Annotated in this window: 17 protein-coding genes; 5 read left to right on the plus strand and 12 right to left on the minus strand. The window is 65.7% G+C overall.

What is annotated here, in order from left to right; genetic code table 11:
* Positions 1-73: 73 nt before the first annotated feature.
* Entirely contained in the window at positions 74-733 is a 660-nt protein-coding gene (locus QME84_03805; GenBank protein MDI6873392.1) for a protein-L-isoaspartate(D-aspartate) O-methyltransferase, read from the plus strand.
* Between the two features lie 151 nt (positions 734-884).
* Positions 885-1,604 carry a polyprenol monophosphomannose synthase gene (locus QME84_03810; GenBank protein ID MDI6873393.1) on the plus strand — a complete coding sequence of 240 codons (720 nt, stop codon included), beginning with the start codon at positions 885-887 and terminating at the stop codon, positions 1,602-1,604.
* 83 nt (positions 1,605-1,687) lie between these two features.
* Here QME84_03810 and QME84_03815 read toward each other — a convergent pair whose 3' ends face one another.
* The 8 genes from QME84_03815 to QME84_03850 form a co-directional block, all read right to left on the minus strand.
* Positions 1,688-3,052 carry a sensor domain-containing diguanylate cyclase gene (locus tag QME84_03815; protein MDI6873394.1) on the minus strand — a complete coding sequence of 455 codons (1,365 nt, stop codon included), beginning with the start codon at positions 3,050-3,052 and terminating at the stop codon, positions 1,688-1,690.
* 177 nt (positions 3,053-3,229) lie between these two features.
* Entirely contained in the window at positions 3,230-4,471 is a 1,242-nt protein-coding gene (locus tag QME84_03820) for a radical SAM protein (protein ID MDI6873395.1), read from the minus strand.
* Between the two features lie 337 nt (positions 4,472-4,808).
* Positions 4,809-5,978 carry an MraY family glycosyltransferase gene (locus tag QME84_03825; protein ID MDI6873396.1) on the minus strand — a complete coding sequence of 390 codons (1,170 nt, stop codon included), beginning with the start codon at positions 5,976-5,978 and terminating at the stop codon, positions 4,809-4,811.
* Positions 5,963-6,433 (minus strand): cytidine/deoxycytidylate deaminase family protein, encoded by a 471-nt coding sequence (locus QME84_03830; protein ID MDI6873397.1) that lies wholly within the window; start codon positions 6,431-6,433, stop codon positions 5,963-5,965. The genes QME84_03825 and QME84_03830 overlap by 16 nt, the downstream gene beginning before the upstream one ends.
* Before the next feature lie 25 nt (positions 6,434-6,458).
* On the minus strand, positions 6,459-7,709 hold the full coding sequence (glyA, locus tag QME84_03835) for a serine hydroxymethyltransferase (GenBank protein MDI6873398.1): 1,251 nt from the start codon (positions 7,707-7,709) through the stop codon (positions 6,459-6,461).
* On the minus strand, positions 7,706-8,161 hold the full coding sequence (rpiB, locus tag QME84_03840) for a ribose 5-phosphate isomerase B (protein ID MDI6873399.1): 456 nt from the start codon (positions 8,159-8,161) through the stop codon (positions 7,706-7,708). Before rpiB ends, glyA begins: the two co-directional genes overlap by 4 nt.
* Before the next feature lie 25 nt (positions 8,162-8,186).
* A complete protein-coding gene (locus QME84_03845) occupies positions 8,187-8,819 on the minus strand; it encodes a hypothetical protein (GenBank protein MDI6873400.1) in 633 nt (210 codons plus the stop codon).
* A 13-nt stretch (positions 8,820-8,832) separates the two neighbouring features.
* Entirely contained in the window at positions 8,833-9,468 is a 636-nt protein-coding gene (locus QME84_03850) for an L-threonylcarbamoyladenylate synthase (protein MDI6873401.1), read from the minus strand.
* A 466-nt stretch (positions 9,469-9,934) separates the two neighbouring features.
* Here QME84_03850 and QME84_03855 point away from each other — a divergent pair, with 466 nt between their 5' ends.
* Positions 9,935-12,475, plus strand: coding sequence for a HEAT repeat domain-containing protein (locus QME84_03855; protein MDI6873402.1), 2,541 nt, complete (start codon positions 9,935-9,937; stop codon positions 12,473-12,475).
* Positions 12,476-12,648: 173 nt separating this feature from the next.
* Here the strand turns inward: QME84_03855 and QME84_03860 are convergent, their stop codons facing one another.
* On the minus strand, positions 12,649-14,181 hold the full coding sequence (locus QME84_03860; GenBank protein ID MDI6873403.1) for a lactate racemase domain-containing protein: 1,533 nt from the start codon (positions 14,179-14,181) through the stop codon (positions 12,649-12,651).
* Between the two features lie 152 nt (positions 14,182-14,333).
* Positions 14,334-15,524 (minus strand): CoA transferase, encoded by a 1,191-nt coding sequence (locus QME84_03865; protein MDI6873404.1) that lies wholly within the window; start codon positions 15,522-15,524, stop codon positions 14,334-14,336.
* A 255-nt stretch (positions 15,525-15,779) separates the two neighbouring features.
* Between QME84_03865 and QME84_03870 the strand changes: the two genes are divergently transcribed.
* Positions 15,780-17,084 carry an AMP-binding protein gene (locus QME84_03870; GenBank protein MDI6873405.1) on the plus strand — a complete coding sequence of 435 codons (1,305 nt, stop codon included), beginning with the start codon at positions 15,780-15,782 and terminating at the stop codon, positions 17,082-17,084.
* Positions 17,085-17,506: 422 nt separating this feature from the next.
* Positions 17,507-18,484, plus strand: a complete 978-nt coding sequence (locus QME84_03875) for a 4Fe-4S binding protein (GenBank protein MDI6873406.1) — start codon at positions 17,507-17,509, stop codon at positions 18,482-18,484.
* Positions 18,485-18,510: 26 nt separating this feature from the next.
* Here the strand turns inward: QME84_03875 and QME84_03880 are convergent, their stop codons facing one another.
* The gene (locus QME84_03880) at positions 18,511-20,010 is read right to left on the minus strand and encodes an NAD(P)/FAD-dependent oxidoreductase (protein MDI6873407.1); all 1,500 of its coding nucleotides are present in this window, start codon (positions 20,008-20,010) and stop codon (positions 18,511-18,513) included.
* 19 nt (positions 20,011-20,029) lie between these two features.
* Positions 20,030-21,643, minus strand: a complete 1,614-nt coding sequence (locus QME84_03885; protein MDI6873408.1) for an FAD-binding oxidoreductase — start codon at positions 21,641-21,643, stop codon at positions 20,030-20,032.
* Between the last annotated feature and the right edge of the window lie 21 nt (positions 21,644-21,664).

Below are 21,664 nucleotides of genomic sequence, written 5' to 3' on the forward strand. Positions count from 1 at the left end.
CGGTGCGTCCGGAAGGGGAAACCCCCACAGGAACCGTTTTCCCGGCCCGGACACCGATCGAGGCAGTTCACCCATGGATGAGGAAACGTACTTCCGCCGGCTCCGGCAGGAAATGGTTCGTACCCAGATAGCCGAGCGGGGCGTCCGGGACCCCCGGGTCCTGGAGGCCATGCTCCGTGTCCCCCGCCACCTCTTCGTTCCCGAGGACCTGCGCCACCGCGCCTACGAGGATACCCCCCTGCCCATCGGGGAAGGCCAGACCATAAGCCAGCCTTACATGGTGGCCTGGATGACCGAGCTCCTCGAGGCCGAGGAGGGGGACCGGGTGCTGGAGATAGGCACCGGGTCGGGATACCAGGCGGCCGTCCTCTGCGAGCTGGTGAAGGAGGTCTTCAGCATAGAGAAGAACCCCCTTCTGGCCCGGGAGGCGGAGGAAAGACTGCTCTCCCTCGGGTACACCAACGTGCGCGTCAGGGTGGGGGACGGCACCCTGGGATGGCCGGAGGAAGCCCCCTTCGACGGGATAATGGTAACCGCCGGCGCACCCTCCGTGCCCCAGCCCCTGCTGGAGCAGCTGGCGGAGGGAGGGCGGTTGGTTATCCCCGTGGGCTCGGCCACCATGCAGATGCTCACCGTGGTCAGGAAGGAGGACGGTGCCCTCCGCACCACGGAGGAGGGCTCCTGCATCTTCGTGCCCCTGGTAGGGAAGTACGGGTGGCGGCGGTTTAGGTGACCTCGACCCTCCGCCCTCACGGCGGCGGGCGGCTTTCCCCGCGAGGTGAAGGGGGGCGCCGGTCGGGGCGGCGACCCCTTTCCCCGCAGCGCGAGGTGACGATCTCGACTTCGAAGGCGGGAAAAAACCAGCCGGGTGGTATAATCTTCGCATGCGCGAGATCGTGGTGGTCATACCCACCTACAACGAGAGGGAAAACCTGGAAAGGATAGTGGAGGCCGTCCTGGCCCAGCCGCTGGACCTTTCCGTCCTGGTGGTGGACGACAACTCCCCGGACGGCACGGGGGAGATCGCCGACCGCCTGGCAGCCGAGGACGAGCGGGTGGAGGTCCTGCACCGCGAGGGAAAGGGAGGACTGGGCACCGCCTACCGGGCGGGCTTCCGCTACGCCCTGGAAAGAGGCGCCCAATACCTTTTCGAGATCGACGCCGACTTCTCCCACAACCCCGACGACATCCCCCGCCTCTACGAGGCGGCCAGGGGGGCGGATGCCGCCGTGGGTTCCCGGTACATCAAGGGCGGAGGCTGCAAGAACTGGAGCCTCTTCCGCTGGATGATCAGCCGGGGAGGCAACCTGTATACCAAGCTGGTGGCCCGCACCAGGACGGTGGACACCACCTCCGGTTTCCGCTGCTACACCCGCCGGGTACTGGAGGCCATCCCCCTGGACCGGGTGACCTCGCAGGGTTACGCCTTCCAGATCGAGATGACCTTCGTGGCCGAGGCCCTCGGATTCCGCATCGTGGAAGTGCCCATCATCTTCACCGACCGCAGGGGCGGGGAGTCCAAGATGGATTTCGACATCTTCTGGGAGGGCCTCAAGGTGGTCTGGGGACTGCGCCGCAAGTACGCGGACCTCCTCAAGGGCTGACCTTCGCCGCCCGGGCTGTCCTCTCCATATCCTCCGCGCGGGGGCCGGCCTTCCCGTATCCTTGCCGGCCGCAGCAGCGACTCCTACATCCCCTCCGCGTAGAGGCGCACCCGGTTGGGCCCCTCCGCCCGGGCGGCGGCCAGGGCGGCCAGCGCCCTCTCCAGAAGCGTCTCCTCGCTGTCGGCGCAGGCCGGGTAGGAGGCCACGCCGGCGCTCATGGTCAGGGTCTCCACTTCCTTCTTCTCCCGTGACGGGAAGGGGTACTCCTCCACCACCTTGCGGATGCGCTCCGCCAGGCGCATGGCCCCCAGCCTCCTGGTCTCCGGGAGGAGGACGGCGAAGGTGTGGCCCTGGTAACGGGCCGCCGTGTCCACCTCGCGCGTGTTGCGCTTGATGATGCTGCCCACGTCGGAGATTACCAGGTCCCCCAGGAAACGGCCGTTCCTCTCCACGTAATCCTCGAAGCCGTCTATCTCCAGGAAGACCAGGCACACATTGAGGCTGTAGCGCCGGGCGCGGCTTATCTCCTCGTGCAGCCGCTGCAGGAAGAAATTGCGGTTGTAGAGGCCGGAGGCGGAATCGGTCACCACGTTGGTCTCCAGCTCGGAGTACAGGCGGGCGATGAGCACCGCCAGGCCTCCCTGGTCGGCCACCAGGGCCAGGAGGGGCAGTTGCCTGGCTTCCGGGACCCCCCGGAAGACCAAGGCCAGTATCCCCGCCACCTTCCCCTCCGCACGCATGGGCAGGGCCAGGAGGGTCTCCACCTCCTCCGCCCCGAGGAAGGCCGCTTCCCCCGTCTCCGCCTCCACCGCGTGGTGCACCATGGCCCCGGTGTCGAAGGCCCGGCCACATATGGAATTCCCCACCTCGAGGGATCTGCCCACCGCCGACTCCAGCCTCTCCCCCCGGGCCAGGACCACCCGCATGGAATCCACCGCCTCACCCGGGAAAAGGATCATGCCCTCCCGGGCCCCGGAAAGGGCCATGGCTTTGTCCAGCAGCTGGGAGAGCTTGGGAAGGGGATCGGAGTAGGCCTCCACCACCCCGGCGCCGGCGCACACCGCAGCGATCTCCTGCAGCTCACCGCCCAGGCGGCGGCTGTCCGCGGCCAGCATGGAAAGCCTTTCCAGAAAAAGCGCGAGCGGCGAATCCTTCCCTACTTCCAGTACCTGGTAGTCACCGGCCGGGAGGCTCGAGCCCTCCACGTCGTCCGCCACCAGGAGGAGGTCAGGTGAGGCTTCCTTGAGGAACCTGCCGCGGGCGGTGAAGAGGGGCGGGGGATCCACCTCGGAGGGCCACTCCGGCGGCAGCTTCCCGGCCAGGATTCCCGTGATCCGCACCCCCTCGCACTGCGCCAGGACCCTGGCCAGCCTCCCGCAAAAGGAGTTGAAGCCCGCGAAGGCCAGGCGGATCTCCGTTTTCTCCGACCCTCGAGGTAGATCTTCCATTTCTTGCCAGCCGATTCAACGGGGCGAGCTGGAGCCTCGCCGCGCGGACTCGCCGCCAACATTGTAATCCATTCCTGCTCGGCTTGGGAAGAAAACCCATCTCTCCCGGGGACTTCGGGCAAACCGCGCTTTAAGGCCCGCGGAGGAAGCCCGGGCCGGGGCGCGGAAACGGGCGCCTCAGGGGAAGGCGCAGCGGGCCTTCCGGTGCTCCTCGTCCACCTCGTAGATGGGGAAGGGGAGCTCCGCGCCCTCGGGTATCTTGTGGACGTACTTGCGGCGGAACTCGGGGTCCTGCATGCGGCAGGTCATGGCCTTACGGTCGTACTCCGGGTGCACCTTCATGCGGTGCCAGATGTCCCAGAGAGGCTCCTCCTTGACGTTTCCGAAATGCAGGGGGGTGAAATCGCAAGGGGTGACGAACCCGTTGTGGGTGATGTGTATCTGCCACTTCACGCCGAAGCATCCCATGATGTGGGGGTCGTTCACGTGGCACATCATGCACACGCGGGGGCCTCGGAGATCCTTCCACTGTTCCTCGTGGAGGACCCGGAAGACCTCTCTCTCGGCATCGGTGAGGATGAGCTCGTCCTGCTTGAGGCATTTCCCGGTGGGGACAAGGTCGAAGACGGTGAGCTCCCGCACTCCCAGTTTTTTGCAGAGGGCCAGGAAATCGTGGTGATAGCCCCTGCGCACCCACTCCCGGCTCATGTAGGTGGAAAGGCCCACGTACATCCCGCGCGCCACCGCCCTCTCGATCCCCTCCATCACCCGGTCGTAGAGGCCGGGCACGCCGCGCAAGCGGTTGTGCTCCTCGGGGATGGGGCTGTCCAGGCTGACGAATATGGTGTCGCATCCCGCCTCGCTCAGGCGGTTCAGGTTCTCCTCGGTGAGGAGGGAACCGTTGGTGAAGAGGTCGGCCACGCAGTCGTTCTCCACGATGCGCCGGATGAGGATGTCCAGGTCGGGCCGGAGGAGGGGTTCGCCGCCGGTGATGATGATATCCGTGATGCCCAGTTCCGCGCACTGGTCGATGACCCGGCACCATTCGTCGGTGGTCAGGGTCCCCTCGCGGGAACGCCGGAAGGCGCTGCAGTGCACGCACCGGGCGTTGCAGTCGTGGGTGACGGCGATGGTCACGGCATGGGGCCCCCATTCCCTTCCCAGGCCCCGGTTTACGATATTGCGGTAAAACCTCTCGTAGGCCCGGGACTTCACCGGGGGCAGGTGATAGGAAAAGCGGTCCGGCCTGGCGAAGCGGATGAAGGGGATGTGAGGCCCGAGGCTCTTCAGCAGCCACCCTCCGGCGGCCATGAAGAGGGGGAAGGTGGGAGGCCCGAAGGCGCGGTAGAACTTGCGCCGCAGCCGGCGGGTGAGCGTCGGTCTTTTCTTGCTGCCGTCGTTCGAAGGCCTACCGTTCATGTTGTTCTCTTCCTCGCTCTCCTCCCTCCCCGGACGACGACCAGGGTGAATTATACAACAATCCCCCACCCGCGCCATGATCCGCTCCCATGCGGACCCATGCTCATACTCGACCATGGATCGACATGACATGAATGGTTATTATTAAAATACTTTCAAGTCATTATTGCTACCTGTTTTGAAATGCGTTCATCTTCCGCCTTCGAAATCCGCCAGGATCTGTCCTCGTGAAGGCCCGAGACCCCCGGTCGGAAACGGGATAACCATCATCAAGGACCCTCCAGGGCCACCGGCAGGCGCGTCGTCTCGGGAGGTAGCTCGGGGGTATGGGACCCTCTCAGCCGGGGCCGCCCCCACCTTCCACTGGGCCCTCTCCGGTCCCATCCACTCCACCGAGGGCCTCCTCTTCCTCCCTCTCCAGCTCGCGGCCGCCCACCACGATGCGCGGGAGGGTGGTGGCCAAAAGGCTTACCACCCCCATCCCCAGGAGCGCGAAGATGAGCGTGCGGGAGGCCACGAACTCGAGGGAGAGGGCGATCCCGGTGAGCAGCGCGGTCCACAGGTAGATGATGAACACCGCCTGCCTCTGGGAGTGGCCGATGTAAAGCAGGCGATGATGGATGTGCTCCTTGTCCGCGTAGTGGAAGGGTTTTCCCTTGCGCGCCCGCCGCAGGATGGCCAGGCCGGTATCCGCGATGGGCACGGCCAGGATGATGAGGGGGGTAAACAGGGTTGCCACCGCGGTCCTCTTGAGGATGCCCTGGATGCTCACCGCCCCCAGGATGAAGCCCAGGAACATGGCACCGGAATCGCCCATGAAGATGCTCGCCGGGTGGAAGTTGTGGCGCAGGAACCCCAGGCAGGCGCCGGCCACGGCGGCGGATACCACCGTGGCCTGGAGGGTGTTGGGGTCGCCCCCGATGCGCGTCCCGTAGAAGAAGAAGGCGGCGGCGGAAATGGTGCAAACCCCCGCGGCCAGCCCGTCCAGCCCGTCTATGAGGTTGATGATGTTGGTAAAGGCCACCATCCATACGAGGGTGAGGAGTATGGAGAGCAGGGGGCTGGCGCTCAGGTCGAGGACGTTGCCCCGAGGCAAGGCCACGGTGCTTATCTCCACCCCGAAGGAGATCAGCACCAGGGAGGCGGCCACCTGGCCAGCCAGCTTCATCCAGGGCGAGAGGCGCCGCATGTCGTCCACCGCTCCCAGGACGGCGACCAGGGAGGAGGCGATGATGATTCCCAGAAGCTGGTAGGAGGAGAGGGCGTCGGACATGCCCACCGGCCGGGCCAGGGAGGGGACGATGCGCACCAGCACCTTTCCGGCCAGGATGGAAAAGACCACGGCGACGAGGATGGCCAGTCCGCCCAAGGTAGGGGTGGGGTTCTCGTGCACCTTGCGGTCGTGGGGCATGTCCACCGCTCCCAGCCTTTCCGCCCACCTCCGGGCCACCGGGGTGAGGAACAGCGCCAGGAGCAGGGAAGCGGCGAAGATCAGGAGGTAGAGCAACCGGGTCCCTCCTCCAGCATGGGTATCAGCTGCAGTCCCGCCTCATCCGCCAGGTCATCGGCCAGGGTGTCCCGGTATCCCTCCCGGTAGTAGATCCTGGTGATTCCTGCGTTGATGAGCATCTTGGTGCACAGGACGCAGGGCTTGTGGGTGCAGTAGAGGACTCCCCCCCTTACCGCCGTGCCGTGCATGGCCGCCTGGATGATGGCGTTCTGCTCGGCATGCAGGCCGCGGCACAGCTCGTGCCTCTCGCCCGAGGACACCCCCTGCCGTTCCCGCAGGCATCCCACCTCCTCGCAGTGGGGAAGACCCACCGGGGCCCCGTTGTACCCGGTGGCCACGATGCGCTTCTCCACCACGATTATGCAGCCCACCCGGCGCCGCAGGCAGGTGGAGCGGGTGGCCACCTGTCCGGCGATGGACATGAAGTACTCTTCCCAGCTGGGTCTGCTCACTGCATCCTCCCGGTTTCCGGCGGCGTCAGAGGCCGGGATAGAGGGGGAAACCGGCCAGGAGCTCGTCCACCCGGCGGCGCACTTCCCGCATGACCTCCTCCGAGCCCAGGTTGTGGACCACGGTGGCGATGAGATCGGCGATTTCCACCATCTCCGCCTCCCCCATCCCCCGGGTGGTCACCGCCGGGGTCCCCAACCGGATCCCGCTGGTGACCGCGGGAGGCTTGTCGTCGAAGGGAACGTTGTTCTTGTTCACCGTGATGCGCACCGCGTCCAGGGCCTCCTCAACCTCCCGGCCGGTAAGACCCAGGGGGCGCAGGTCCACCAGCAGGAGGTGGGTGTCCGTGCCCCCGGAGACGATGCGCAGTCCCCTCTCCGCCAGGGCCTCCGCCAATTTCTTGGCATTTTTTACCACCTGGCGCTGGTAGGCGGCGAATTCCGGTTGGGCCGCTTCCTTCAAGGCCACCGCCTTGGCGGCGATGACGTGCATGAGGGGACCTCCCTGCAGGCCGGGGAAAACGGCGTGGTCCAGGTCCCGGGCATAGCGCTCCCGGCAGAGGATCATCCCTCCCCGCGGCCCCCGCAGGGTCTTGTGGGTGGTGGTGGTGACGAACTCGGCGTAGGGCACCGGGTCGGAGTGGATCCTGGCCGCCACCAGTCCGGCGAAGTGGGCCATGTCCACCATGAGCAGGGCTCCCACCTCGTCAGCGATCTCCCGGAAGGCCCGGAAGTCGATGTCCCGGGGATAGGCGCTGGCCCCGGCGATGATCAGGCGAGGCCGGCAGCGCCGGGCTATCTCCGCGATCTCCTCGTAATCCAGCCTCTCCGTCTCCCGGTTGACGCCGTAGAAGCGGGCACGGTAGAGGACCCCGCTGATGTTGGCGTGGGTGCCGTGGGTGAGGTGTCCGCCCGCCGCCTTGTCCATGCCCAGGATGGTGTCGCCGGGCTTGAGCACGCAGAAATAAACGGCCAGGTTGGCCTGGGCCCCGGCGTGAGGCTGCACGTTGGCGTGTTCCGCCCCGAAGAGCTCCTTGGCCCGCTGGATGGCCAGCCTCTCGGCCACGTCCACGAACTCGCATCCCCCGTACCAGCGGCGCCCGGGGTACCCCTCTGCGTACTTGTTGGTGAGGACGGAGCCCGCCGCGGCCAGCACGGCGCGCGAGGCGAAGTTCTCCGAGGCTATGAGCTCGATCTTGCGCCTCTCCCGCTCCAGCTCCCCGCGGATGGCCTCCGCGATTTCGGGATCCACGCGGGCGATCTCCTCCCAGTCGTTCATGCTTCCCCTTTTCCGGAGGCCTCCATCTCCGCCATCTTCCCGAGGCGCCGGGAATGCCTGCCTCCCTCGAAGGGAGTTTCCATCCAGGCGCGGACGATCTCCTCCGCCAGCCCGGGGCCGATGACCCGGGCCCCCAGGGCCAGGACGTTGGCGTCGTTGTGCAGGCGGCTGTAACGCGCGGTGTAGAGGTCGTTGCACACCGCCGCCCGCACCCCGGGGACCTTGTTGGCAGCCATGGCCATTCCGATGCCGGTGGCGCAGACGGCGATGCCCCGCTCCGCTTCCCCTTCTGCCACGCGCCGGGCCACCTTGAGGGCGAAATCCGGGTAATCGCAGGATTCCTCGGAGAAGGTACCCTCGTCCAGGACCTGGTGACCGTCACGGATCAACCACTCGGCTATCATCCGCTTGAGGGCGTAACCGGCGTGATCGCAACCCAGGGCCACCTTCATACCCGCCTCCCTAACGTGTCCACCTTCATCCTTCTCCGGCAGGCCTTCCCCTTCCGCCGGGAGCGGGAAGTCCGAAGAGGGCGTGCATGGCTTTCTCCAGGGCCATGTCCAGGTCCTCGGCCACGCCGATATAGACCTGTAGCGAGCTCCCGATGGGGTCAATTATATCAGAGGAGGATGACTGCATATCCGCCAGGTAGAGCGGCCCGGAGGGCGAACGGCGCAGTATGCTTAGGACCTTCTCCAGCCTCTCCGCCGCCTCGTCCTCGTCCCTGACCGTCGCCTCCCCCAGGCGCTCGAGGATCTCCCTTTCCCGGTGAGCCAGGTATCTTAAGGTGGTAGTTTTTTCCAGCGCGCAGGGGTTCATCCTCTCCACGGAGAGAAGGTGTTCCCGGGCCATGGCCAGTACCAGGTCCGCCTCCCGCAGCAGGCGGTCGGTGAGGGGGGATGCGCGGTGGCCCTCCAGGTCCACCCCCCAGAGGTCCACGGCCTGGACGGCGGCGGTGGTGGGCGGGTTCCCCTCCACGGCCGAAGTCCCCGCCGAGGCCGCGCGGATGAAGCGAAGGTGGGGATAATCCCTCTCCAGGCGTCGCTGGAAGAGGGCCTCCGCCATGGGGCTCCGGCATATGTTCCCGGTGCATAGAAAAAGGATCTTCACGCCTTACCTCCGGTTACCGGCGCCTGAGCGCCTCCTCCAGCTCTTCCCGGGTAAGGCTTCCGGGGCGGAGTATCTCCACCCCATCCTCCACCACCCGGACGACCGTGGAGGGCCTTCCCGTGCCCGCCCGACCCTGGTCCAGGACCAGATCCACCCTCTCCACCAGCAAGGGGTCGAGGTCCCCGGAATCCGCGGGGGGTTCTCTCCCGGAGAGATTGGCGCTGGTGACCGCCAGGGGCCCGGTCTCCCGCAGGAGTCGCAGGAGGAAGGGGTGGTCGGGGACGCGGATGCCCACGTTATCCGAGCACGGGGCCACCCACTCCAGCCATTCGAGGGAGGCCGCCCTGACCACCAGGGTGAGCGGACCGGGCCAGAAGACGGCCAAGCGGAGGAGGGGTTGCCTCCATTCCGTTGCCGCCAGTTCAGCGGCGCGCGCGGCGTCCTCCACCATCACCGGGAGAGCCCTGGCCGCATCCCTCCCCTTGACCTCGAAGATGCGCTCCACGGCCTCCCGCCGGTCCACCCGGGCGGCCAGTCCGTAGACCGTCTCCGTGGGGAGGATAACCAGGCCCCCGCCCGCCAGGGTCTCCGCGCAACGGGACAGCAGTTCCTCCTCGGCATGCTCCTCGAAACGCAGGATCTCGGGCATAAGGACATTCTACCCCAAGGGAGGAGGCGGGGTCCGATCGACCCATCGCAGGAAACCTGGGCCGGTGTGCGGCCGTGGGATCCCATGCGGCACCGACGGAGGAGGTCAGGCAGAAAGACTTGACCCATGGGAGAGGACAGGGCGGGAGAGGATGGGGACCGCCGGACCCCAAGGCCGGGAATACGGTCTTCGGACGCACCCGCTCCTAATGCCCGCCGTCCCTGTTGACGATAAATAAATGCTGAAAGGAGACCGGGGATGGTGAAGAAGACCCGGAGGCCACGTTCGGCCCCCCGGAGGCGGATTCCCTCCCGCGGCCCGGAGATACGCAGGAGGCGGCGGGGGAGAAGGATACGTGGAGAGGGAGATCGGTCTCCAGGCGGACACCGGCATCGGAGCTTCAGTTGAAGAATGAAATGGTACTGCCCGGAAGGGGATGAGGTCCCCGGGAAAGGAATGGCAGGATATGGCAGGTGACCTCCCGCGCGGAGAGGAGGCCGCCGGGGCGCTGGAAGCCGGCGAGGAACTGGCCCGGAGGGCGGTGGAGTTGCTCATCGCCCTCAACGCGGCCATGATCAACATCCACATGTATCCGCCCACCAGCGACATGATCAGCGCCTCGGTGGAGACCGCCTACGCCAGGTTGGAGCCGCTGCTGGCGGCCACGGGAACCCTCACCCTGGGAGAGGCAGACAACCTTCTCCTGGTCAACGGGGAGAGGCTCCACGACCGGGACCAGGCCCGCCCGCCCGTGCTCTCCTTCCTGGAGGGGCTGCGGCGCCGCGACGTGTACAGCATCTCCTTCGAGCGGGGCATGGACCAGCAGGAGTTCCTCACCTTCCTCTACATCATGGCCCGCGAACCCGAGGAGCTGCGCCGCAGCGGGGGCCTGGCGGAAGAGGTCTCCCGCCAGGGATGCGCTCACATCCAGGTCAACGAGAGGCGCTTCGTCTCGGTGACCGACGAGGATATGGTCACCACCGAGGCCCGGGAAAGGGCGGAGGAGATAAAGGCCGAGGAGGAGGAACTCCGCCGCCTGGAGGAAAAGCTGAAGGACGAGCGCTTCGTGGCCTACGTCACCGGGGCCCGGAGCCGACGTGAAGTGGGCGAGGAGGCCATCCGAGACGTCATCTCCAACCCGCCCCGCCTGGGGATGCTCCTGCGGCAGGCGGTCCGGGAAATCGTGGTGGTGAAGGAGAACCCGGAGGAAGCCCTGGAGGAAGTAGTGGGAGGGCTGGAAAGGATTGCCGTCCTCCTCGAGGAGGTCCCGGACCCGGAGCTCCGCCGCATGGACGGGGAGGAGGTGGCCCGCGCGGCGGCTTTCCTCGAATCCTCGGAGCTCAAGGACTTCCTCCTCCTGGAGAAACCCCCCGTCCTGGAGGCCCTCACCCCGCGCAAGAAGATCCTGGAGAGCCTGCGCGAGAACAAGACCCTGGACCTCCTGGAGAGCGTCATCCGCGAGCACGAGTACCTGCACCGGCTGTCCGAGGACCAGGGGGTGCCCTACAGCGAGGAGCAGGAGCAGAGGCGCCGGGAGCTCTCCACCCTCATCGACGAGATCTACCAGGCCTCGGTGGGCAAGCCCTGGGAGGGGAAGGTCAGCGACCGCATCTTCCAGGCAGACATGTGGAAGAAGATCGCCGAGGGCAAGGGGGAGAGGGGTAACGCCGGGGCCAGTACCCTCGTCTACCAGATAAGCAACCTGCTGGTCAACGAGGGACTCACCCTGGACATCGACGAGCTTTCCCGCACCCTGAGCATCGACGAGAACATTCCCCGTCTTCTCCAGAAGCTCTACCGGGCCCGAAGGCCCGAGACGGTGATCAGATTGGTGGAAAGCCTCCTGGACAACCTGGAGGACATGAGCCCGGAGATCCGCCTCAAGACGGCGGAGACCCTGCGCAACATCCCCGACGCCCTGGAGTTGAGCCGCCACCTCCAGGAGTTCCCGGTGGCCTACGAGATGAAGGATCGCCTTCTGGACCGGCTGGAGAGGGAACGGGAGCTCACGGAGATCTACACCACCCTGGCCGGTTGTCTGGCCGCACTGGCCCAGACCTTCATCCTGTCCAAGGATTACGACGCCGCCCTGGAGATCATCGACACCTTCTGGCGCCACCACGGGGAGGACGGGGGGCGCAAGCCGGAGCAGCGCAAGGTGGCCCTGGACGCCGTGGTCACCGTGGCCAGCCCGGAGGTCCTGGACAACCTGGCCGAGGTGCTCAAGGAGGGGGACATCCAGACCATCACCGAGGTGGCCGAGCTGCTCATCAAGTTCGAGGACCGCTCCGTGCAGCCCCTCATCCAGGTACTCAAGGACAGCGAAGACCTGCTGGTGCGGAGGGTGACCTTCGAGGCTCTGGAAAATATAGGTAAAGACGCCATCCTCAGCCTCATCAACGACCTGGAGAAGTACAATCCCTGGCACATGTACCGGAACATCATCTCCATCCTGGCGGAGATCAGCAACCGTTCCATCATCCAGTCCCTGGCCCGCTTCATCAAGCACCAGAACCCGGAGGTGCGCCGGGAGACGGTGAAGGCCATTTCCCGCATCCGCACCCCGGAGACCACCTCCCTGCTGGTGGAAGCCGTGGACGACCGGGATGAACAGGTGCAGAGGGAGGCCTGCCTGGGCCTGGGCCGGATGAGGGACGTGAGCACCGTCCCCGTGCTGGTGGAGGTGGTGCGCCCGCCGCGCAGCTTCCGTAAGGAGAAACGCCGCACCGGTTCGGTGAAGGCGGCCGCCCTGTGGGCCCTGGGGGAGATCGGCGACCACTCCGCCATCCCCTACTGCCGGCAGATCCTGCGGCGGGGGTCCTGGCTGCCCTTTCGACTGGGACGCCACGACCAGGTGAGGGCGGCGGCCGCCCTGGCCCTGGGCGCCATCGGCAGCGAGGAATGCCGCTCCATCCTGCAGGCCTACGCCGCCGACCGCAGCGAGGAGGTGCGCCGGGCGGTGGCGGAGGCCCTGCGCCGCATGCAGCGCCGCAAGGCCGCCTCCTGAACCTCATCACCCGGCTCTATCGCCGTTCTCCCCACAATGGTGGCCTACGCCGCAACCCAAGAAAGGGTTCCGCGTCCATGGCGTGGAGAGGTCCCGGGCGATGCCCGTATACAGGTTCGCGCCCTTGTTTCTTCCGACCCTCGACCGGCGCGGGAGGTCGGCGATGGCTTTCCTTAAGCTTCCCCTGTACCGCCCGCCTCCACGGCGAAGATGGGCGGGATGGAAAAATGGATGAGAGAAAAATCCCTGCCCAGTATCCTCTCCGTTTCCTTCCAGGCGTCCTCCAGGGAATCGGCCCACTGGAATCCCAGCCTCTCCACCACCTCCCGGCGCCGCGCCCCCACCACGATGACCCTTTCCAGGTGTTTCAGGGCCAGCCCGCACCAGTACCACACGTAGAAGGGGTGCACCCCGTGGTAGGAATATTCGTGCCGGTAGGCGTGGATATATTCCTTGCGGGCGGCGAAGTCTTCCTCGAAGCGTGCCTCCATCTCTGCCGGGTCGCGGGTGTGGGAGAGGACGCGTTCAAAGAACTCCACGTAGGGCAGGTGGTGCCGGCGGTGGAAACCGGGCCGGAAGGGCTGCAGGAGTACCATCACCCCTCCCTCGCGCACCGCCGGCCGGCCCAGGTGGAGGTTGAAGACGTAGCCCAGGGCGGAGTTGGCGGCCAGGAGGGGATTGATGCGCGAGAAGACCGCGTAGGGGCTGATGTCCGGCAGGGCCAGGAAGAGGGCGTCGCCCTGCTCCTCCAGGCGCACGTTCTGCTGGCGGAAGAGCTCCTCCAGGGTGAGGCGGTGCACCTCCCCCGGGTTCCCGGCATGCACGGCCACCGGGGCATAGGCGCTGCGCAGCCGGGAGGAGACCGCCGCCTTCGCCGCCGCGGGAAGGGGCCGGGAGAGGCGGAAGGGCAGGGGTACCCAGTCCCGGGAGAGGGAAAGGAGCCTCCCCAAGGGTCCCGGCCAAACCCGGTTGTTGAGCACCGTCTCCACGCTGAGCAGGCGGGCGTGCCGGGCCAGGTACTCGCCCTGGGCCCGCAGGACGGCGTGAAAGCGGCTGGCGGGGTCCATGACCGAGCCCCCCTCCACCAGCACCTTGACGTTGTGATGCTCCCGGATGGTACGGTAGGTCCCCAGCCCCACCAGGTAGGACTTCCAGCCCCCGTTCATGCTGGTCCAGTTGACGTTGACGTAGATGGTGAGGTCGGATTCCATTAATTTCCTATTGACCTCCACCCGGTAACCCTCCGGGGTGGTCCCCAGGTCCACCACGCCGGCGGGGTCCTCCGCGTCGTGGTTGGTTATCCGGGCTGGCCCCATCACCGCCCAGACCCTCTTTCCCAGGAGATGACGCAGCTCCCTCTCCGTCCACTTGCGGTGGAGCCCGACGGCGCACACCAGCTCCACGTCCTCCCGCCGCACCCCGAGGGAGAAGAGCTCCTCCAGGACGGCTTCCACGGCCAGGCCCCGCACGTCCCTCCACGCGGGAGGGAGGGGAAGGCAGGGGTCATCAAAGGCGATGGTCACCCGGGAGCCCGGGCCCACCAGCTCGGGGAGGGGCGGCGAGCCCACCGGTTGCCTGAGGGCCTCCCTTACCCTCACCTGGTAATCGGGGAGGGACGGGAGCGGGGGCGGGGCCTCCAGGACCCGGGTGCGCTCCGGAAGGTCCACCATCACCAGGTCGTCCCCGTAGAAGACAAGCCTCCTCATCCTTCACCCCCTCTGTCCTTCCTCGCGGCTTCCCCCGGCCCCCGTCCCCGGAGGCCAGTATCCTCTCCACCTCCGCGGGGTCCTTTCCCTGAAGCTCCTCCAGGGAGACGCGATGTCCCGGTTGGCCGGGGCGGACCGCCCGCCGGTTTTTCCTATCCCATGGCCCCGGAGGCCAGTATCCTCTCCACCTCCGCGGGGTCCTTCCCCAGCAACTCCTCCAGGAACCAGCGGTTGTGCTCCCCGAGAGCGGGCGCTGGGCCCCGGGGGCGGATGTCGCTCTCCGCCGCCTTCAGGGCCGGCCCGAAGATGGTGATGGTCCCCGCCCCCGGCTGCTCCAGGTCCACCAGCATGCCCCGGGCCCGGGTATGGGGCTCTTCCACCACCTGCCTCACGTCCCGGATGGGAGCTCCCGGCACCTCGTATTCCTGCATGAGCTCCCAGACTTCATCCGTGGTCAGCCGGGAGGACCATTCCTCGACGATCTCCTTGAGGGCCGGCTCGTTCGCGTTTCGGGCCATCAAATCCCGGAAGCGCTCGTCCTCCGCCAGCTCCGGGCGGCCCATGGCCCGGCAGAGGTTGTGGAACGGCTGGTCGCCCACGCAGATGATGAGCACGAAGCCGTCCCGGGTGCGGTAGGTATCGAATGGCGTCACGTAGGGATAGCGGTTTCCGGTTCGCCGGGGGACGTTACCGGTCACCGTGTAGTCCACGAACTTGGCCTCCAGGAGGTTGATGCCCACGTCGTACATGGAGATGTCCAGGTATTCCCCCTTCCCGGTCCTCTCCCGGGCGAAGAGGGCGGCGCACACCCCGAAGGCGGCGTAAAAGGCGGTGGAGATGTCCACGATGAGGGTGCCGGAACGGAGGGGCGGGCCGTCCGGAAACCCGGTGGTGCTCATCAGCCCGCTCATGGCCTGGATGACCGCGTCGTAGGCGGGCAGGTGGGAGAGCGGCCCGTACTGCCCGTATCCGGAGATGGAGCACATCACCAGCCGGGGATTGACCTCCTTCAGGGTCTCGTAGTCCAGCCCCAGCTTCTTCATCACCCCGGGGCGGAAGTTCTCCACCAGCACGTCGGAAACGGAGACCAGCTCCTTGAAAAGGTTTACCCCCTCGGGGTTCTTGAGGTCCAGGGTGATGCCCTTCTTCCCCCGGTTGAGGACGGCGAAGGAGGCCGAGAAGCCATCCTTATAAGGAGGGAAGAGGCGCGCCTCGTCGCCCAGCCCCGGCCTCTCTACCTTGATGACCTCCGCGCCCATGTCGGCCAGGAAGAAGGTGCAGCCCGGTCCGGCCACGGTGGTGGTGAAATCTATGACCCTGATGCCCTCGAGCATGGAACGCATGGTAAAACCTCCCTCCTCAAGCTTCTCCACGCATGGTTCGCCGTCCAACCGGCACCCATATAGATTTTTCCCGGTCATCCGCAGTTAAAACGCGTGGTCCCCGCGCGGCTCGGGCAACCGGTCGGTCGGTGTGGATAAACTTGTCCCTTCCCTGGAAAACATCGCCTGCCTTTTCTGCGGGCCGAATGACATGATCGCGGGCGCGGAATTATAATAGCCCGGGCCTATGATTGCGGATAAGGAAAGGGAATCGCCATGCGGGAAACGATGCGCGGTTATTCCCGAAGGGCGCGCCTTGCCGCCAGCCGGCGCCTGAGCATGTCCAATCTTTTCGAGATGCTGGCGATGGCTTACGACCAGGCGACGGCGCTGGAGCTTACCCATCCCTTCCTGCCCACCCTCTTGCCGCGGAGGGAATTATCCTTCGCCCAGGCCCTCCAACTAACCAACCTGGCGGCCGAGGCGCTCATCCGCGGCCTGGACCTGCGCAAGGGGCAACGGGTGCTGCTCCTGGCCCCGGAGGCGGGGGAGACACTCCTTTTGACGGCGGCGATGATCAAGGCCGGTGGGATCGCCGTTCCCCTTACCGGGTTCCCTGAGGGAGAAGTCCTGGACCTTCTCTTAAGGGAAGGCGGGATCCAAAAGGCCCTGCTGGGCAGCGGGTTTTTCCGGCAGGCGGCCCCGGGGAAGGCGGATCTCCTGCGTGGCCGGGAAGGCCTGCGGACCATGCCCGTGAACCGCGCGGACACGGGTCCCGGAGAGCTCTCGCTGGAGGAAGCCTGTGGGGAGTCCTCCGGGTTCTTCCTGCCCTACACCCTGAAACCCGCCAGCGTAGTCCTCCTCTCGCTGCGGGAAAAAACCAACGGGAATCCCCTCCTGGTAATGGCTACCAGCCGGGCGCTGCTGTTCCCGGCGCGATTCTGGGGACCACTCCTCCCGGTCAAAGCGGGGGAACGCTGCCTTTTCCTCCTGCCTCCGGACACTCCCTCCTCCCATGCCGCCGCGGTCCTGGCCCTTTGCGCCGGCCTGCGCCTGGAAACCTTACGGTACGACGACCCCGGTGTAATCCTTTCGCAAGTTAAGGCAAAAAGTCCAGGCGTGCTCATGGCCACGGCGCGCCAACTCCTGCTTCTGGCAAAGGAAGCTTCGGCATCTTCCTCGCTGGCCCCCGTGAGGTTGTGGATATCCGTGGGAAAGCTGGAAGAGGCATCTTTCGATCTGGTCAGGGAATGCGCCGTAAGGCGGAGCCGGAACGGGGAACAAGTCCTTTTATTGGAATTTCTTTCCATAAATGAAGCGGCTCCCCTGGCGCTCTTTCGACTTTCCCTCTTCGGGAGGAAACCACTTCTCCGTACGCCCTTCCTGCCCGTCCCGCCCCACCGGGTGAAGAGGTGCCCCAGAGGCCTTGAGGGTGGACGGGAAGTGGCGGCCATCAGGGGTCCCGCGGTGACCCCGGGCTGGTGGAACGACCTGGAGGCCTCCCTGCGGGCCTGGAGGGAGGGATGGTTCTATCCGGACGCGCCCTCCGGCCAGGTGAGCCTCCCGGGAATGGAGACCTAAAACCTTGGGGAAAAAACTCCAGGAACCTTTAAGAAGAGCCACTTGCACCGCCGAACCCTTTCCTAACATGCCGTCGCGGTAAGGGTATTCCGGCAAAGAGTTCAGCTATGTTTTCAACAAGCGAGTCCGGGCGTCTCGAGTACCCTAAGTATGAGATAGCTGAGCCCTGGTGCCTATCGAGAAGCCCGCCCACCACCTTTCAGAACATAGGACATGCTCGGGTTCAAAAACGTGGTGGATGCTCTCAATCCTGCCCTGGAGAAGAAAAATAAATAGGTCAGGGCGTGTCCATCCAAGCCAAAATTGTGTCGGGAAGGGCCGCGTGCTATCATCGATACCGGGTGATGGCTGTCGTTCTCACCACCTTGAGCGCCCTGGGAGGGAGTGGAACGCCGTTCCACGCTGTCCGGAAAGGAGGAAAGGTGTCCGCTTCCCGAGGCAGGAACAGGAAGAGCTTCGACCGCTTTCTTAGGCTTTACCGCTACAAGGACCTGGCCTTCCGCATGACCAACTGGCCGATCATCCGGCAGCTGGGAGGGCTGGTGGTCGATCCCCGCAACACCAACCTGACCTACGTTCCCATTTACCAGTATATGGAAATACCTCCGGGCGTCGCCGCCCCCATCTCGGTCATCGAGCACTTCATCCGCGAGGCCTCCCACCACGTCATCCTGTACCGCTGCCCCTGCCGGAGCGAGAACGGCTGCCGGGACTTCGACCCCTACTTCGGCTGCACCTTCCTGGGCCCGGCGGCGCGGGACGTGGACCCCGAGGTGGGACGCCACGTGACCGCTGGGGAGGCCCTGGGGCACCTACATCAGGCCACGGAGATGGGCTTGGTCTCCTGCCTGGGCAAGTTCAAGGGAGACGCTGTCATGCTGGGGGTGAGGGACCATCACCGTTTGATGACCATCTGCCACTGCTGTCCCTGCTGCTGCATCTCCACCGCCATCCCCCTGGCCTCCCGCGATGCCCGGGACCTCCTGGTGAGGATGGAGGGGCTGGTGGTGGAAGTGGACGGGGAAAGGTGCCGGGGCTGCGGCAAGTGCGTGCAGGCCTGCATCTTCCGCCAGGTGAGCCTGGAGGACAGGCAATCCATAACCGCTTCACTCACCGCGGGGGAATCGACCCTACCCGCCGGGCACCGGGCGACCGTCCCGGAAGACGCCGGCGCATCCCCCGGGATAGAGGAGGCCGGCGGTACATCGGAAGTTTACGGGGTCACCGCAAGCGGGGGCGCTAGGCGGTCCCGCAAGGTGGCGGTGATCGGCGAGGAGTGCAAGGGCTGCGGCCGCTGCGCTATGGTCTGCCCGGAGAAGGCCGTGCGTATCCGCATCGAGGATCCCTCCTACATGGAGGCCTGCGTGCGGCGCATCGCCTCCACCGTGGAGGTGCGGTGAACCCGTTCCCTTAACCCTCGTTTACCTTAACCCTCGTACCTCTCGATGAGCTTGGAGGCGATGAGGCCGGAGGCCACCGTGGAGGGCACCCCGCCCCCCGGGTGGGTGGAGGCCCCGACCAGGTAGAGGCCCTTGATGCTCTTGGACCTGGCCGCCGGGCGAAACACCGCCTGGGCCGGGAGGTCCATCTGCAGACCGTAGATGGCCCCTCCCGGGGAGAGCAGCCGCCGCTCGAAGTCCAGGGGCGTGGATACCTCCAGCACGGTGACGTGGTCCTTCAGCCCCGGGATGGCCTTCTCGGAGAGTCCGTCGATCATGCGCTCCGCCACCCTCTGCCTCTCCCGGTCCCAGTCGGTCCCCTCCAGCTTGTAGGGACCCATGCCCATGATGTTCAGGACGTGATGTCCCTCCGGGGCCAGGGAGGGATCGGATTCCGTGGGCCAGCAGATGAGGCCGTGCACCTTTTCCGGTATCTTCCCCCGCCGGAACTCGTTCCACCAGAAGTCGTTCATCATCTGCAGGGGGCCTATGGTCAGGCTGTGATGGGCCTCCAGGGGAGGGCGGTAATCCACTCCCACGTAGAGCATGACGCAGGACATGGAAACTTCGTAGCTCTTGATGCCGTAACGGGCCAGCCAGGGCAGGTGTTCCTCCCCGATCATCTCCAGGTAGAGCTTCTTGGCGTTGACATTGGAGACCACCAGGTCGGAGGTGATCTCCGTCCCGTCGGCCAGCCGCACCCCCTCCACGCGGCGGTCCCTCACCATCACCTTGTCCACCCGCGTGTTCAGGCGCACCTCCATGCCCAGCTTCTCCCCGAGGCGCCGGAAGGCCTGGGGGATCTGGATCATCCCCCCCTTGGGGTACCAGATGCCCTCGTGCTCGGAGTAAGGGATGAGGGCGATGAAACCGGGGGCCAGCTCCGGCGGCAGCCCGCAGTAGAAGGACTGGAAGGACATGGTCTGCTGCACCACGTCGTTCTTGAAGTACTTGAGGATGACGTCCTGGTAGCTTTGGAAGAAGAGGGGGAGGAACCTGAGCATGCGCGGATTGCGCAGGCCCATCTTCACCATGTCCAGCATGCCGTTGCAGGGATTGGTGAAGAAGGTCTCGATGGTCTGGCGCATCATGTCCGCGAAGTAGTCGGCCAAGCGATACCACTGCCTGGCGTCCTCCGGGGAGATGCGGGAGATGACCTCCGCCGTCCCCTCCAGGGAAAGGGGGTAGTTGATGCGCGAGCCGTCCTCGAAGATGTAACTGTAGATGGGGTCGCAGAGGACCAGGTCCACCTCCTTCTCGAAGCTGGTGCCCAGCTCCTCGAAGGCCTTACGGATGGGGTAGATCACCTCCACTATGGAGGCACCTACGTCGAAACGGTATCCTTCCCGCTCGAAGGTGGAGCAGCAACTTCCCACCCGGTCCGACTGTTCCAGGACCAGGACCTTCCTCCCCTGCCTGGCCAGGAGGGCGCCGGCGGATATCCCACCGCAACCCGCCCCGATGACGATGACGTCGTAATCGGCCATCTCTCCCAACCTCCTCGGATCACAAAGCGGCCTTCTTCATGCGCAGGGTGTCGTACTCGAAGCGCCGCAGGCAGACGTTGTTGGGGTCGTAGATCATCTTCATGGTCCGGTAGGTGTCCACGTAGGTGGCCGCCTGGGGGAAGACCAGGCCGATGAGATCGTGCAGGGGGCCCGCCCCCTCCAACAGGGGCCAGATGCCGAAGCACACCCCGGAGCCCTTGCGGAAGGAGGCGGCCATGGCCGCCAGGGTTCCGCTGATGGTGCGCAGGCTGTCCTCGGGGTTGGACTGGTCGATGAAGATGTCGAACTCGATGAAGCCCAGCCTCCCCATGTCGTAGGGCTGGAAGTAGGTGGCGATGAGGTCCGCGGAGATGACGTTGTCATCCGTCCCCACCTGGGAGGTCATGGCCCGCATCATCTCCCGGTTGATCTCCGGTAGATACTCCAGGTGGTCCAGCCCGAAGCCCACGAAGAAGGAGCCCTTGACCCGCTGCACGCGCACCGATTCCCGGAAAAACTTGGTAAATTTATCCACCCCCAGGATGCGCCCCTCGGAGATGTCCTCCACCACCTCCCAGTCCATGAACTCGAATTCCGGCGCCACGGCCAGGATGTCCTCCTCGCAGACCCGGCACTTGATCTCCGTTTCCTCCTGGGAATATCCCCCGGTTACCGGGACCACGTAGTGGCGGGGGAACATGGGGATGAGCTTGGCGGACTCGGCGTTGGTCTCCGCCAGGAAGATGCCCATGTAGGTGTTCTGGAAGTAGGCGTTCTCCACCACGATGTTGCGCTGGCTGACGGCCTTCAGGGCGGGAGCGATGTGCTCCCACTTCTCGCTGTCGCTTACGGGCACGGTGAGCTTCAGGTGGTTGGGCTCGGGGTAGAGGCGGATGGTCATCTCGGTGATGATGCCCATGGTTCCCAGGGAGCCCCGGATGAAGGCCCGCACGTCGGGCCCCGGCCCGGGCAGGTGGGCGTTGTCCGCCCCGTAGGCCTGCGGCCCGCAGACCATGACCTTGCCCTCCGGGAGGACGATCCTGTAGCCGATGATGTGGTCCAGTCCCACCCCGTACTTGTTGGCCAGGGTGGAAATATTTCCCATCATGATGTTGGAGACCACCGAGGCGTTGGCGGAGGTGGAGGGGTTGATGAGGCGCAGCCCCCTCTTGAGGGTCTCCGTCTGCAGCTGGGCGAAGGTCACCCCGGGGCCTATGGTGCAGTACATGTTCTCCTCGTCGATCTCCAGGATGCGGTCCATGCGCCTCAGGTCGCAGAGGATGCCCCCATAGGGCGTGATGGTCATGCCCAGGGTGTTCAGTCCCGTCCCGTAGGGGGTGACGTCCACCAGGTAGCGGTTGGCTATTTTCATGATGGCCACCACGTCCTCGGTGGAGCCCGGAAGGGCCACGATGTGGGGGTGGTTCATGGGCACCACCGACTGGTCCCTGGCATAGGCCACGGTGATGTTGATGTCGTTGGACACCCACTCCTCCCCCAGGGCTTCCTGGAGCTCCCGGTAGGCCTTCTCCAGGTTCTCCGGCCGGTTGTGGGTACCGTCTATCTCGTGCTTAACCGGCACCTTGATGATTTTCCTCTCCCGCAGGTCCTTCCACAGATCCTTCCCTTTCATCTCTCCCTCCTATGGGGTCAG

The sequence above is a fragment of the Actinomycetota bacterium genome, from assembly GCA_030019255.1.
In the GTDB taxonomy this organism is placed as follows: Bacteria; Actinomycetota; Geothermincolia; order Geothermincolales; family RBG-13-55-18; genus Solincola_A.

Coding starts and splice junctions, on each gene's coding strand:
- QME84_03805 (MDI6873392.1), top strand. CDS start 74: ATGGATGAGGAAACGTACTTCCGCCGGCTCCGGCAGGAAATGGTTCGT.
- QME84_03810 (MDI6873393.1), top strand. CDS start 885: ATGCGCGAGATCGTGGTGGTCATACCCACCTACAACGAGAGGGAAAAC.
- QME84_03815 (MDI6873394.1), bottom strand. CDS start 3,052: ATGGAAGATCTACCTCGAGGGTCGGAGAAAACGGAGATCCGCCTGGCC.
- QME84_03820 (MDI6873395.1), bottom strand. CDS start 4,471: ATGAACGGTAGGCCTTCGAACGACGGCAGCAAGAAAAGACCGACGCTC.
- glyA (MDI6873398.1), bottom strand. CDS start 7,709: ATGAACGACTGGGAGGAGATCGCCCGCGTGGATCCCGAAATCGCGGAG.
- rpiB (MDI6873399.1), bottom strand. CDS start 8,161: ATGAAGGTGGCCCTGGGTTGCGATCACGCCGGTTACGCCCTCAAGCGG.
- QME84_03850 (MDI6873401.1), bottom strand. CDS start 9,468: ATGCCCGAGATCCTGCGTTTCGAGGAGCATGCCGAGGAGGAACTGCTG.
- QME84_03855 (MDI6873402.1), top strand. CDS start 9,935: ATGGCAGGTGACCTCCCGCGCGGAGAGGAGGCCGCCGGGGCGCTGGAA.
- QME84_03860 (MDI6873403.1), bottom strand. CDS start 14,181: ATGAGGAGGCTTGTCTTCTACGGGGACGACCTGGTGATGGTGGACCTT.
- QME84_03865 (MDI6873404.1), bottom strand. CDS start 15,524: ATGCGTTCCATGCTCGAGGGCATCAGGGTCATAGATTTCACCACCACC.
- QME84_03870 (MDI6873405.1), top strand. CDS start 15,780: ATGCGGGAAACGATGCGCGGTTATTCCCGAAGGGCGCGCCTTGCCGCC.
- QME84_03880 (MDI6873407.1), bottom strand. CDS start 20,010: ATGGCCGATTACGACGTCATCGTCATCGGGGCGGGTTGCGGTGGGATA.
- QME84_03885 (MDI6873408.1), bottom strand. CDS start 21,643: ATGAAAGGGAAGGATCTGTGGAAGGACCTGCGGGAGAGGAAAATCATC.